Source organism: Roseovarius sp. B08 (assembly GCF_051417955.1).
Classification (GTDB): Bacteria; Pseudomonadota; Alphaproteobacteria; order Rhodobacterales; family Rhodobacteraceae; genus Roseovarius.
Window position 1 is genome coordinate 2,801,618 of sequence record NZ_JBPRLW010000001.1, and the last position, 12,119, is coordinate 2,813,736.

Consider the following 12,119-nt stretch of genomic DNA (forward strand, 5'->3'; position numbering starts at 1 on the left):
GATCAGCTGCCCTCTTCGTCACCTTTCGCCCGGTTTTCCACGATTTCGTCGATCAGGCCCCAGGCCTTGGCCTCCTCGGGCGACATGAAGTTGTCGCGCTCCAGCGCATCCTCGACCTTCTTCAGGGATTGTCCGGTATGTTTTACGTAAATTTCGTTAAGACGCCGTTTCAGCTTCAGCGTTTCCTCGGCGTGAATCATGATGTCGGTCGCCTGACCCTGATAGCCGCCCGAGGGCTGGTGCACCATGATTCGGCTGTTGGGCAGCGAATAGCGCATGCCCGCGGCCCCGGCGGTCAGCAGGAGGCTGCCCATGCTGGCGGCCTGGCCGATGACCAACGTGCTGACCTTGGGCTTGATGTACTGCATCGTGTCATAGATCGACAGGCCGGAGGTCACCACGCCGCCGGGGCTGTTGATGTACATCGAGATTTCCTTCGAAGGGTTTTCCGCCTCGAGGTGCAGCAACTGGGCCACGATCAGGCTGGACATGCCGTCATGCACCGGGCCGTTCACGAAGATGATCCGCTCCTTCAGCAGGCGCGAGAAGATGTCGTAGGCCCGTTCGCCGCGGCTGGTCTGCTCGACCACCATGGGGACGAGCGTGTTCATGTAGGTTTCCATCGGGTCTGTCATGTTGCCTGCCTCTTGATGCGCATGGTCGGGCCGTGGATCGGCCCGCGTCGGGGTGAACCTTATGCGTGGGCCGAAGGGGCTTCAAGAGCGCCCGGTCATTTTCGATTGCTGCAATCGGGCCTCCGGCCCCGCGCCCGTCAGACACCTTCACGGTGAAGAAATCGTTAAGTTTTGCGGGGACTTCAACGAAGTTCGCCTCTCGGCACACTGCGACAAAAAATATCCGCATATGTCAATCTGGCGCATTGCTCATCGTCGCGGGGCATTCTAGAACCTCTCTCGTGTTGCGGGACACGTCGCGGGGGAGTCTGCCTGACCCTTTCGCCAGCTGGTGTCCCCGTATAATTGACCAGCAGGAGGCACCCAGATGGCAGACGCAGCCATTCACGGCCACGGACACGAAGACAATCGCGGGTTCTTCACCCGCTGGTTCATGTCCACCAATCACAAGGATATCGGGATTCTCTACCTGGTGACGTCCGCATTCGTCGGGCTGATCTCGGTGGCGTTCACCGTCTACATGCGGCTCGAACTGATGGAGCCGGGTGTGCAGTACATGTGCATGGAAGGCGCGCGGTTCACCGCGGCGGCCGCCGGCGAATGTACCCCCAACGGGCACCTCTGGAACGTCATGATCACCTATCACGGTGTGTTGATGATGTTCTTCGTGGTGATCCCCGCCCTCTTCGGCGGCTTCGGCAACTACTTCATGCCGCTGCAGATCGGCGCGCCGGACATGGCGTTCCCGCGCCTCAACAACCTCAGCTTCTGGCTCTATGTCGCGGGCACCTCGCTGGGTGTCGCCTCGCTTCTGGCGCCGGGCGGCAACGGGCAGTTGGGTTCCGGCGTGGGCTGGGTGCTTTACCCGCCGCTCTCGACGACCGAGGCGGGCATGTCGATGGACCTGGCGATCTTTGCCGTGCACGTGTCGGGCGCAAGCTCGATCCTGGGCGCGATCAACATGATCACCACCTTCCTGAACATGCGCGCGCCGGGCATGACACTGTTCAAGGTGCCGCTGTTCAGCTGGTCGATCTTCGTCACCGCGTGGCTGATCCTGCTGGCCCTGCCGGTCCTGGCGGGCGCGATCACCATGCTGCTGACCGACCGCAACTTCGGCACGACCTTCTTCGATCCGGCCGGCGGCGGTGACCCGGTGCTCTACCAGCACATCCTGTGGTTCTTCGGCCACCCGGAAGTGTACATCATCATCCTGCCCGGCTTTGGCATCATCAGCCACGTGATCGCGACCTTCGCTCGCAAGCCGATCTTCGGCTACCTGCCGATGGTCTGGGCGCTGATCGCCATCGGCTTCCTCGGCTTCGTCGTGTGGGCGCACCACATGTACACCGTGGGCATGTCTCTGACCCAGCAATCCTACTTCATGCTGGCCACGATGGTCATCGCGGTGCCGACGGGCGTGAAGGTGTTCAGCTGGATCGCCACGATGTGGGGCGGCGCGATCGAGTTCAAGACGCCGATGCTCTGGGCGTTCGGGTTCCTGTTCCTGTTCACCGTGGGCGGCGTCACCGGGATCGTCCTCAGCCAGGCGGGCATCGACCGGGCCTATCACGACACCTACTACGTGGTGGCACACTTCCACTACGTGATGTCGCTCGGCGCGGTGTTCGCGATCTTCGCGGGGGTCTATTTCTACTTCCCCAAGATGACCGGGCGCATGATCCCCGAATGGATGGGCCAGTTGCACTTCTGGGCGATGTTCATCGGTGCGAACCTGACCTTCTTCCCGCAACACTTCCTGGGACGTCAGGGCATGCCGCGCCGCTACATCGACTACCCCGAGGCGTTCGCCATCTGGAACTGGTGGTCTTCGATCGGCGCGTTCCTGTCCTTCGCCTCGTTCATTTTCTTCTTCGGCGTGGTGTTCTACGCACTGTTCCGGGGCGCGAAGGTGACACAGAACAACCCGTGGAACGAATACGCGGACACGCTGGAATGGACCCTGCCCTGCCCGCCGCCCGAACACACGTTCGAGCAGCTCCCCAAGCGGGAAGACTGGGACAAGCAGCCCGCACATCACTGAACGGCGGCTGTCCAGCCTGAGCCAACACGCAGGCCCCGGAGAAATCCGGGGCCTGTTTCGTTCAAGAGAGGCTTCGCGGGATGATCTATCTTGCCTGTATCGTCGCGACCCTGATCGGCGGCATCGCCCTGCACCGGCGCGGCGCGGCGCCGTGGCGGCTTTATGCGCTGGGGACCGAGATCTACTTGCTGCTTGGCGTGTCCAGCGTTGTTGTCTCGCGCTTCGCCCCCCAGCTGATCTGGGGTTTTCCGTTCAGCCGCGGCGGGGTGCCACCGGGTGGGGCAGTGACGACGCGGCCACCTTCGAGGTGTTCGTCGCACCAGTGGTCGCGGTTCTTCTGGCCCTGGTGGCCCCGGCGCTGATCTGCGCGCTCATGTGGTGGCAGCAACGTATCGGCGCGATGCTTTATCCGTCGGTGACACGCTGGCTGTTCTGGCCGATCGTGGCGGGGATGGTGCTGGTTCCCGGCATGGTGACGCTGGCGCTGGTCAATGGCGGGGCGCATGTTGCCGATCCGCGCGCCGTGCTGGGGCTGGGACGGATGGCCCACCTGGTCGGGTTGGTTGCCCTAGCGGCTCTCGCCGCGTTGACGCTTTGGTCCTTGGCTCTGACCTTTCGCACGCGCCGCTGAGTCAAATCTGAATTGCATCATTATAACTACCATGATAGTTATCATGATATGCAAAATATCGAACCAAAGGATCCACCCCATGTCCCTTAGCATTTTCGCCACCATCCACCCCAAGCCCGAATGCCAGATTGAGGCACGCGATGCCATCCTCGGCATTCTGGACGACACTCGCGCCGAGGCGGGATGCCAACATTTCACGCTGCGCCGCAACGCCGACAGCGGCGCCCTGCACCTGACTGAGATCTGGGACGACAGGTCCGCCTTCGACGCGCATCACGCTCAGCCTTATACGAAACACGTATTCGAGCGGTATGAACGGCTGCTCGCCGCGCCGGTGGAATTGACCTTCATGCACCCTCTTGCCTGAAGGACCGGCACATGTTTTTCCTCAAGGACTTGCCCACGCGGCGCATGATCGAAAGCTATTCCGACCACTACGACACCGACCCGGAGACGATCCGCGGCGGGCTAACCCTGCTGCGGCGGGCCAGCCTGCTGATCCGACGTCTGGACGCCTATTTCGCGCGGCACGGGTTTTCGCAGCTGCGTTTTCTGTTCCTGATCGTGATCGACCGCGAGACAGACCGCGACAGTCTGACCGTTGGCGAGATCACCGAACGGCTGGACGTGTCCGGCCCGGTTGTGGCGCGTACGCTTAAGACGTTGCTGGACGATGGGCTGGTGACCAAGGCCACGGACGAGGACGACAGCCGCATCCGCCATATCGCCCTGACGCCCGAGGGGCGGGGCAGGCTGACGGCCATCCTGCCCGGATATTTCCGCATCATCGCGGACGAAATGGACGGCACGGCACCTTGAGACGCGTCTTGCAGATATTCCTGGTGTGGCTAATGGTCTGGCCGCTGGTCATGGCAGGGCTGGCCCTGTTGCGGGCCGTCGCGCCGGACTGGCCGCTGGCCGTGCGAACCTTGGTGCTGACGGGCGTGCTGGTGCCGATCATATCGCTTGGGATCGCACCGGTGGTGGCTTGGCTGATGGACGGCGCGCACCTGCAAAAACGCAAAGACCCCAGCAAAACTGGGGCCTGCTGCCAGACAAAACCGCAAAGCCGCAATCAGCGCCCGAAGTTGAACCGCCGCATTGCAATAAGGGACAGTTGAAAGCTGTCGTCGTCCTGCACGATCGGCGAGTCCGCTGCGTCGCCGACATACCGGTTCCAGGCCAGCGTCCCGTCGAGATACCAGTTCTGCGACAGCTCGTATTGCGCGCCCACCTCGATCCCCGCGCTGGCGATGCCCGAGCCGGGCGCGTAGGCGGGAAAGGCCGACACGGCCGCCTCGGCCGGGGTGACCCCGAAATAGGTCGCGCTGTAGTCGTCCGAGCCCCAAAGCACCCGCGGCCCCACGGTGACGGTCCAGTCGTCCGAGGGGCGGAAGATCGCGTCGGCGCCCAGCTCGCCCACCCAGCTTTCGTGGCCGACGACGCCATACCGCACGTCCGCGAAGGCCTGGAAATTCTCGGCGGTGTAGCCGACGCCGCCGCCGATCTCGACGCTGAAATCGACATCGTTCAACCCCGCCAGCTCTGCATGATCCGAACTGTCACGTTCCCCGATCAGGCGGAACGCGCCGCGCGGCCGCCAGCCGAGGTCCACCGCGTTGGGATCGGGGTCGCCGAACTCCAGCCGGCCGATCTTGAGGTGACCGAACCTGAACCCGCCGGTCACGCCCGCCTCGTAATCGTCCGAACCGAAATACTCGGGCTGGTAATTGCCGCCGATGCCCGCCGAGAAGGACAGGCTTGGGCCGGACTGGGCCAGGGCCATGCCGGGAAGACACGTCATGGCGGCGATCAGGAATGTGAATTTCATGGGGCTCTCTATATCTAGCAGGCGTGTAAGCGGTGGCGGTGTCATGCCACCGCGCCCTGCCTCGGACGCGGCGACTTGGTGCCCGGGCGTCAGCTCAGGCTGCCGTTGTACCAGTCGTGCAGCGACACCTCGGTTTCGGCCCCGGCCTCCTCGAGCATCTGGGCAAAGGCCTGGGGGTCCTGCGTGCCGCCGTCGCGGCCGCGGTAGTGGTAGGGCACCACGACCGCAGGGGCGAATTCGGCCACCGCGTCGGCAGCCTGTTCGGCGGTCATGGTGAAGGGCAGGTTCATGCACACGAACGCCACGTCGATGTTTTCCAGCGCGCGCATCTCGTCGGTGCCTTCGGTATCGCCCGAGATATAGATGCGGTTGCCGTCCACCGTTACGACGAAACCGATATCTCCGCGGTCCTGCGGGTGAAAATCCAACCGGCCTTCGGTGATGTTGTAGGCTGGCACGGCCTTTATGCCGAGGCCCATCATCTCGGTCGTCTCGCCCGCGGCAATGGCCTGCGCGCGGCCCTGCATGTCCTCGGGCATCATGCCCATCACGTCGGCATTGGTCAGGATCGGCACCTCTGGCAGCGCGCTCAGGAGGTCGGCGCTGTAATGGTCGCCATGGCGGTGCGTGATCAGGATCAGTTCGGGCTCGGGCAGACCTTCATACTCCGACGCCTCGCCCACCGGATCGACATAGACCACGCCTGCCGGCGTTTCCATCACGAAGGAGGCGTGCGAGATCGGATGAATGCTGACGGCCCCGTCGAGAAAGCTCATGCTGGCGCCTTCCTCGGCGGCAAGGGCAAGCGAGGGCAGCACGGTCACGGTCCCGACCGCGGCGCTGCCGATCAGGAATTTGCGTCTGGTGGTCATTGGGTTACCTCCCGGTCTGTTGCATGGGGTGGTCCGGCGAGGACCGGACCGCGTTCGGACAGAAGGATAGCGCGAACCCCGACCGAGGCGAGGGACACGCTGTCCGGTCTGCAAAAATCGGCATGACGGATCGGGAGTTGTCGGGTTTACAGCCGATTGCGGCCTTGGCTGACCCCGCGCCGGGTCTGCCTGGACGGGCCACAGCACTTTTATTCGGGGAACGGGGCCGGGACCGCGATGTCGAACAGGGGCGCCCCGCCCCGTTTTCCGCAATTTTGCCGCTCAGCCGCGGGCTTCGCGCACGTTGGGATGTTCCGAGGGCCGGAACGGCACGTCGCAGACCTCCGCCGCGGCCGCATGACCGGAATTCTCGGCATAGGCCTCGGGCAGTTCCACCTTCAACTGCGATCCGGTCCCGGACAGGCTCCACGGCACGAAGGCCAGCGCGATGTTCACTTCCAGTTCGGGCGACCACCATGCGGAGGTGACATAACCCACCCGGTTGCCGTCCGCGTCCTGCACCAGCCAGAAATCGGAGGGATAATCCGTCACCGGGAGCCCACCCAGCTTGATCCCCACCATCTTGAGGCGGAACGGGTAATCCCCTGCCTCGATGTCCTCCCGCTGACGCTCGAGCGCCGCCTTGCCGATGTAATCCGCCGTCTTTTCCCTTGGCACCTGGTAGGCCAGGTTCACCTGAAAGGGCGAGGTCTCGTGATCCATGTCCTGACCCCAGGACAGGATACCGGCCGCGATGCGGCGGTGATGCCCGGGCGCGATCACCCGCAGACCGTAGCGCGCGCCGGTGCCGCGTATGGCGTACCACACTTTCTCGGCATTCTCCGAGGCGTCGCGCACGTAGACCTCATAGCCTTTCTCGCCGGAAAAGCCGGTCTGGCTAATCACCACGGGCGCGCCACCGATCTGCGCTTCCATCATGCCGTAGTAGGGAACGTCACTCAGCGCTTCCCCCACCAGGTCGACCATCAGGTCTTCGGAGAGCGGCCCCTGCACCTGCAGCGGAGCGACGTCGATCTCGTCAATCTCCACGTCCCAGTTGCCGTGCACGTTGACGCCGCGCAGCCAAAGCAACAGGTCGGAATCCGAGATCGAGAACCAGAATTCATCCTCGGTCAACCGCAGCAGCACCGGGTCGTTTAGAATGCCGCCCCGGGGGTCGCACAGGATGCAGTACTTGCCGTGCATCGGTTCTATCTTCGTGGCATCGCGGGTGATGACGAAATTGACAAACGCCTCGGCGTCAGGCCCGCGCACGCGGATCTGCCGCTCCACCGCGACATCCCACAGCGTGACGCGATGCACCAGGCTGCGGTACTCGGCCATCGTGCCGCCGTCCTCCTCGCGGACATAGCCGCGGGGGTGGTACATGCGGTTGTAAACCGTGGCCCGCCATGCGCCCGCCTCGACCGACAGGTGCCAGAAGGGCGACTTGCGGACGCGGGTCGAGACCAGCATCTCGACCGGGGTCGCGCCGGACTGACGCAGGTTGACCGGCACGATCCGGTCGCTCTGATCGACTTCCGCGACGTTTGGATGAATGAAACTCCGTTTCTGCGCGTCGTTCGCTGTCATGAGCGCTCTCCTGTTATTCTCGTGGGAAACGTGTCTCGGCCCGCTTGCGTTCCGTCCCCGGTGGGCCGACGAATTTACGGGTTCCACCTGTCCCCCGCTGCATGGTATGCCCGGCAGGATGAAAGCTGGGGGGAGGCCCACATGTCCAAGGAAATCCGGCTCGCGTTCGCGCACCCGTCCGAACGCGCCGATGCGACCGCCCCCGACGGGCCGCTCGACCGGATCTCGGTGCGCGACCACGTGGTCGAGGTCGAGATCGGCGCCTTCCAGGCCGAGCGTGGCACCACCCAGCGCGTCGCCTTCAACGTGGTGGTCGAGGTGCGCCCGATGACCGCCGCGATCGATGACGACGTCGACCGCATCCTTAGTTATGACAAGGTCACCGAGGCGATCGCCGCCGAACTGGCCGAAGAACGCCTGAACCTGCTGGAAACACTGGCCGACCGCATCGCCGAACGCATCCTGCTGGAACCGCAGGCGGTACGAACCTTCGTGCGGGTCGAGAAACTGGACCGTGGCCCCGGTGCGCTCGGGGTGGAAATCGTCCGCTCGGTCGAGGACCTCAAGACCAAGCCCGTGGGCCATCACGCCGACATCACGCCGCATCCGCATGTCGTCTACCTGTCGAACACCGCCATCGGCTCGCCCAACCTGTCGCGCTGGCTGGACCAGCTTCAGGCGCGGGCCGAGCCCGTGATCCTGTGCGTCGGCCACAACCGTGTCGACAGCCCCAAGACCGGGCACCGCATGTCGCAGCGCCGCGTCGATCTGCTGGCGCTGGAACAGAACGCCTGGGTGCTGGCGGGGCGCGACGACCGCTGCGTGGTGGTGGGCACACGGACGGAGCTGGACTGGGCGATGAAGAATGGCCAGATCTGCGTCTGGGCGCCCTCGAAGATCGTGCTGGACGCCGTGGACGGCCCGCGCACCGGCCCGGACGATCCGGTGGGCTTGGCGGCATGGTTCGCCGGGCACATGGATGCCTCGGACCTGCTGTTGATCGGCGAGATGCCGCCCAAGGATCCGCCCGTGCCGGTACTGGTGCAGGACATCGCCCAGAGCGGCTTGTGAAATCGCGTCTCACAAGCTGTCCCGGACTTGATCCGGGACCTCCCGACCGCCTTGCGCCACGCCCCGGCTCCAAGGCAAACCCGTACCGGGCTTGACCCGGGACCTCGTATCGCCCAGACGACATGCCCTACTACCGCCCGATTCCCCGCACCGATCACGCCCGTTCGGCCACCGCCCTGCCCCTGGCCGGCGGCTGGTGCTGGTTCGACACTGTCGAGGTTCTTGACCGCGACGCACCCGCCCGGCTGATCCCGGCGCAGGATGTTCCGGCCAAGATACTCACCCGGCTGACCGCACCCCGCGCGCCCGTCGTCGGGCTCGACGTGTCGCGCCCCACCCTGATGGGCATCCTGAACGTCACACCCGACAGTTTCTCCGATGGCGGCGAACACAACGCGCCCGATGCGGCCCTGGCGCGGGCCGAGGCGATGGTCGACGCGGGCGCCGGGATCGTCGATATCGGCGGGGAATCCACACGCCCCGGTGCGGCAGTGGTGCCGCTGGACGAAGAAATCGCCCGCACCGCGCCCGTGATCGCCGCCCTGCGCACGGGCTCGGACGTGCCCGTCTCCATCGACACCCGCAAGGCCCCCGTGGCCCGGGCCGCGCATGAGGCCGGCGCGAACCTTGTCAACGATGTGGCCGGCTTCACCTTCGACCCCGCGCTCGCGCCTTTCTGCGCCGAAGTCGGGCTGCCGGTCTGCGTCATGCACGCCCAGGGCACGCCGGACGTGATGCAGAAGAACCCGCGCTACGAGAACGTCGCGCTCGACATCTACGACTGGCTCGATGAGCGGATTACGGCGCTCGAGTCCGCCGGTATCCCCCGCGACCGCATCATCGCCGACCCCGGCATCGGTTTCGGCAAGACGCTGGAGCACAACGTGACGCTTCTGCACAACCTCGCGCTCTTTCACGGGCTGGGTTGCACCGTGCTGCTGGGCGCGTCGCGCAAACGCTTCATTGGCACGATCGGCGGCACCGAAGAGGCGCGACACCGCGCGCCCGGCTCGATCGCCGTGACGCTGGCCGGGGTGGCGCAGGGCGTCCAGATCCACCGCGTGCATGACGTGGCCGAAACGGCGGAGGCGCTCAGGCTGTGGATGGCCGCCACCGTTGCCGCGGAAAATTAGAAATTTTCCGGCCCGATTAAATTCGTACGAATTTTATCGGGTGCCGAACAACCGCCGCAGCGCGCCCAGCTGGCTGAGCGCCACACCGCCCAGGATCAGCGCGAGTCCCAGAAAGAGGCTGGGCGGCAACGCCTCGAACAGCACCACCGCGCCGAAGATGATCGACCAGATCGGCACCTGGTAGTTCACCAGACTCAGGAACACCGGGCCGGCATCACGGATCACGGTCACCAGGATGATCTGGGCCACGCCCGTGGGCAGGAGACCAAGATAGATCAGCGCCCAGAACGCCCGGCCCTGGGGAATTTGCGGCACGCCTTCGATGTAGAGCGCGTAGGGCGTGAACACGACCGCCCCCACGGTCAGCACCGCCGCGGCCAGCGACATGCGGTCCACCTCCGGCGCCAGCCGGGTAAAGATCGACCCCACCGCGTAGCAGCCCGCCGCGCCCACGCAGGCCAGCCGCGCCAGTGTCTCGAACTCCGCCCCGGTCGAGCGGAACGCTTCCGGCCCTATGATCACGATCACACCGGCGGTCCCCATGACGAACCCGACCGCGCGGCGCAGGTGCATCCGCTCTCCCGGCACCAGGACATGCGCCAGCGGCAGAACGAAAAGTGGCACAGCGGCCATGCAGACGCCCGCAAATCCAGAGGCAACCACCTGCTGCCCCCAGCTGAGCAGGAAGAACGGCAAGGCGTTGGAAAAGAGCCCCATCGCCACGATGAACGCCCAGAGCCGCCCGGCCCCCGGCCCGCGGCGGCGCGGCAATCCGCGGCCCGTCGCACGGCAGAGCACCAGCAGGAACACCGCCCCGAGGCAGAGCCGCACCGCCACCACGGTCAGCGGCCCGACGCCCTGAAGGGCCACGCTCACCGCCATGAAGGACGCGCCCCAGATCATGCCCAGCGCACCAAGTCTGAGCCAGTTCAGTGGCCCGACAACAATCGTTTTTTCCATTCAGATTAACTCTCTGGGATGCCGGTGCGTGTCAAAACGTCCCTCGCGTATTGTCTTTTACGACGGCGCAGTCAGGTCATGTGGACGAAAGGAGGCCCAACATGGAAATAGCCATCGGCGCCGCGGCCCTGTCGATCATCACCCTGGTGATCGTTCTCATTCTGGCCGCGCGCAACAAGCAAAAGACCGAACAACGCAGGAAAGATCCGATGTCCCGCCAAGTTGGCTCGCCAAGGACGGCGATTCTCACAAGTCGGTCGACTGAAAAGAACGAAAAGAGCCGGTGCACGTTACCGGCTCTTTCCTTTTTGGTCCCGATGGCGTCAGTTCTTTTCCTTGTCGACCATCTTGCCGGCGGAAATCCACGGCATCATGGCGCGCAGCTTCTCGCCCACTTCCTCGATCTGGTGCGCGTCGTTCATGCGGCGCGTGCCCTTGAAGAACGGCTGGCCGACCTTGTTCTCGGTCATGAAGTCGCGCACGAAGGCACCTGTTTGGATGTCGTGCAGGATCGCCTTCATTTCCTTCTTGGTCCGCTCGTAGGGCAGAACCCGCGGGCCGCTGACGTATTCGCCATACTCGGCCGTGTTCGAGATCGAGTAGTTCATGTTGGCGATGCCGCCTTCATAGATCAGGTCGACGATCAGCTTCACCTCGTGCAGGCACTCGAAATAGGCCATCTCTGGCGCGTAGCCCGCCTCGACCAGCGTCTCGAAGCCCATGCGGATCAGCTCGACAAGACCACCGCAGAGAACCGCTTGCTCGCCGAAGAGGTCGGTTTCGCACTCTTCGCGGAAGTTGGTCTCGATGATCCCCGAACGCCCGCCACCGATGGCCGAGCAATAGGAAAGGCCCAGTTCCAGCGCCTTGCCGGATGCGTCGTTATGCACGGCCACGAGGCAGGGCACGCCGCCGCCCTTGGTGTATTCGCCGCGCACGGTGTGGCCGGGGCCCTTGGGCGCCATCATGATGACGTCGACGCCCTCCTTGGGCTCGATCAGGCCGAAATGCACGTTCAGACCGTGGGCAAACGCAATCGCCGCGCCTTCGCGGAGGTTGTCATGCACGTGGGCTTTGTAGGTCTCGGCCTGCAATTCGTCGGGCATGGTGAACATCATCAGGTCGCACCAGGCCGCCGCCTCGGCGATGCCCATGACCTTCAGGCCCTCGCCTTCGGCCTTCTTGGCCGAGGGGCTGCCCTCGCGCAGCGCCACCACGAGGTTCTTGGCACCACTGTCGCGCAGGTTCAGCGCATGGGCGTGGCCCTGGCTGCCATAGCCCAGGATGGCGACTTTCTTGTCCTTGATCAGGTTGATATCGCAATCGCGATCGTAATAGACGCGCATGGT

Annotated in this window: 14 protein-coding genes; 8 read left to right on the forward strand and 6 right to left on the reverse strand. The window is 64.5% G+C overall.

Annotated features, from left to right (window positions below):
- Window positions 1-2 precede the first annotated feature (2 nt).
- Window positions 3-635: an ATP-dependent Clp protease proteolytic subunit gene (locus tag ACSQ76_RS14225; protein ID WP_306129028.1), complete on the reverse strand. Its 633-nt coding sequence runs from the start codon at window positions 633-635 to the stop codon at window positions 3-5.
- 367 nt (window positions 636-1,002) lie between these two features.
- On the opposite strand from ACSQ76_RS14225, the gene ctaD reads away from it, so the two are divergent.
- The 6 genes from ctaD to ACSQ76_RS14255 all read left to right on the forward strand — a co-directional run bounded on the left by ctaD (window position 1,003) and on the right by ACSQ76_RS14255 (window position 4,431).
- Entirely contained in the window at window positions 1,003-2,679 is a 1,677-nt protein-coding gene (gene ctaD, locus ACSQ76_RS14230) for a cytochrome c oxidase subunit I (RefSeq protein WP_306129029.1), read from the forward strand.
- A gap of 80 nt (window positions 2,680-2,759) precedes the next feature.
- Entirely contained in the window at window positions 2,760-3,041 is a 282-nt protein-coding gene (locus ACSQ76_RS14235; RefSeq protein ID WP_437157096.1) for a hypothetical protein, read from the forward strand.
- Window positions 3,002-3,310, forward strand: coding sequence for a hypothetical protein (locus ACSQ76_RS14240; protein ID WP_437157097.1), 309 nt, complete (start codon window positions 3,002-3,004; stop codon window positions 3,308-3,310). The genes ACSQ76_RS14235 and ACSQ76_RS14240 overlap by 40 nt, the downstream gene beginning before the upstream one ends.
- Window positions 3,311-3,389: 79 nt before the next feature.
- Window positions 3,390-3,677 carry a putative quinol monooxygenase gene (locus ACSQ76_RS14245; RefSeq protein WP_437157098.1) on the forward strand — a complete coding sequence of 96 codons (288 nt, stop codon included), beginning with the start codon at window positions 3,390-3,392 and terminating at the stop codon, window positions 3,675-3,677.
- Between the two features lie 11 nt (window positions 3,678-3,688).
- A complete protein-coding gene (locus ACSQ76_RS14250; RefSeq protein ID WP_437157099.1) occupies window positions 3,689-4,129 on the forward strand; it encodes a MarR family winged helix-turn-helix transcriptional regulator in 441 nt (146 codons plus the stop codon).
- A gap of 50 nt (window positions 4,130-4,179) precedes the next feature.
- On the forward strand, window positions 4,180-4,431 hold the full coding sequence (locus tag ACSQ76_RS14255; RefSeq protein WP_437157100.1) for a hypothetical protein: 252 nt from the start codon (window positions 4,180-4,182) through the stop codon (window positions 4,429-4,431).
- On the opposite strand, the gene ACSQ76_RS14260 is transcribed toward ACSQ76_RS14255, so the two are convergent.
- The 3 genes from ACSQ76_RS14260 to ACSQ76_RS14270 all read right to left on the reverse strand — a co-directional run bounded on the left by ACSQ76_RS14260 (window position 4,386) and on the right by ACSQ76_RS14270 (window position 7,606).
- A complete protein-coding gene (locus ACSQ76_RS14260) occupies window positions 4,386-5,141 on the reverse strand; it encodes a MipA/OmpV family protein (RefSeq protein WP_437157101.1) in 756 nt (251 codons plus the stop codon). The genes ACSQ76_RS14255 and ACSQ76_RS14260 overlap by 46 nt on opposite strands.
- 89 nt (window positions 5,142-5,230) lie before the next feature.
- Window positions 5,231-6,013: an MBL fold metallo-hydrolase gene (locus ACSQ76_RS14265; protein WP_437157102.1), complete on the reverse strand. Its 783-nt coding sequence runs from the start codon at window positions 6,011-6,013 to the stop codon at window positions 5,231-5,233.
- Between the two features lie 282 nt (window positions 6,014-6,295).
- Window positions 6,296-7,606, reverse strand: a complete 1,311-nt coding sequence (locus ACSQ76_RS14270) for a glycine cleavage T C-terminal barrel domain-containing protein (protein WP_437157103.1) — start codon at window positions 7,604-7,606, stop codon at window positions 6,296-6,298.
- Between the two features lie 141 nt (window positions 7,607-7,747).
- On the opposite strand from ACSQ76_RS14270, the gene ACSQ76_RS14275 reads away from it, so the two are divergent.
- Both ACSQ76_RS14275 and folP read left to right on the forward strand, forming a co-directional pair.
- The gene (locus ACSQ76_RS14275) at window positions 7,748-8,677 is read left to right on the forward strand and encodes a dihydroneopterin aldolase (protein WP_306129034.1); all 930 of its coding nucleotides are present in this window, start codon (window positions 7,748-7,750) and stop codon (window positions 8,675-8,677) included.
- Between the two features lie 122 nt (window positions 8,678-8,799).
- Window positions 8,800-9,810, forward strand: a complete 1,011-nt coding sequence (gene folP / locus ACSQ76_RS14280; protein ID WP_437157104.1) for a dihydropteroate synthase — start codon at window positions 8,800-8,802, stop codon at window positions 9,808-9,810.
- Window positions 9,811-9,843: 33 nt separating this feature from the next.
- Here the strand turns inward: folP and ACSQ76_RS14285 are convergent, their stop codons facing one another.
- The gene (locus ACSQ76_RS14285; RefSeq protein ID WP_437157105.1) at window positions 9,844-10,770 is read right to left on the reverse strand and encodes a DMT family transporter; all 927 of its coding nucleotides are present in this window, start codon (window positions 10,768-10,770) and stop codon (window positions 9,844-9,846) included.
- 323 nt (window positions 10,771-11,093) lie between these two features.
- Window positions 11,094-12,116, reverse strand: coding sequence for a ketol-acid reductoisomerase (gene ilvC / locus ACSQ76_RS14290; RefSeq protein WP_306129038.1), 1,023 nt, complete (start codon window positions 12,114-12,116; stop codon window positions 11,094-11,096).
- Between the last annotated feature and the right edge of the window lie 3 nt (window positions 12,117-12,119).

Coding starts and splice junctions, on each gene's coding strand:
- ACSQ76_RS14270 (WP_437157103.1), bottom strand. CDS start 7,606: ATGACAGCGAACGACGCGCAGAAACGGAGTTTCATTCATCCAAACGTC.
- ACSQ76_RS14285 (WP_437157105.1), bottom strand. CDS start 10,770: ATGGAAAAAACGATTGTTGTCGGGCCACTGAACTGGCTCAGACTTGGT.
- folP (WP_437157104.1), top strand. CDS start 8,800: ATGCCCTACTACCGCCCGATTCCCCGCACCGATCACGCCCGTTCGGCC.
- ACSQ76_RS14275 (WP_306129034.1), top strand. CDS start 7,748: ATGTCCAAGGAAATCCGGCTCGCGTTCGCGCACCCGTCCGAACGCGCC.
- ACSQ76_RS14245 (WP_437157098.1), top strand. CDS start 3,390: ATGTCCCTTAGCATTTTCGCCACCATCCACCCCAAGCCCGAATGCCAG.
- ACSQ76_RS14235 (WP_437157096.1), top strand. CDS start 2,760: ATGATCTATCTTGCCTGTATCGTCGCGACCCTGATCGGCGGCATCGCC.
- ACSQ76_RS14225 (WP_306129028.1), bottom strand. CDS start 635: ATGACAGACCCGATGGAAACCTACATGAACACGCTCGTCCCCATGGTG.
- ACSQ76_RS14260 (WP_437157101.1), bottom strand. CDS start 5,141: ATGAAATTCACATTCCTGATCGCCGCCATGACGTGTCTTCCCGGCATG.
- ctaD (WP_306129029.1), top strand. CDS start 1,003: ATGGCAGACGCAGCCATTCACGGCCACGGACACGAAGACAATCGCGGG.
- ACSQ76_RS14255 (WP_437157100.1), top strand. CDS start 4,180: ATGGCAGGGCTGGCCCTGTTGCGGGCCGTCGCGCCGGACTGGCCGCTG.
- ilvC (WP_306129038.1), bottom strand. CDS start 12,116: ATGCGCGTCTATTACGATCGCGATTGCGATATCAACCTGATCAAGGAC.
- ACSQ76_RS14250 (WP_437157099.1), top strand. CDS start 3,689: ATGTTTTTCCTCAAGGACTTGCCCACGCGGCGCATGATCGAAAGCTAT.
- ACSQ76_RS14265 (WP_437157102.1), bottom strand. CDS start 6,013: ATGACCACCAGACGCAAATTCCTGATCGGCAGCGCCGCGGTCGGGACC.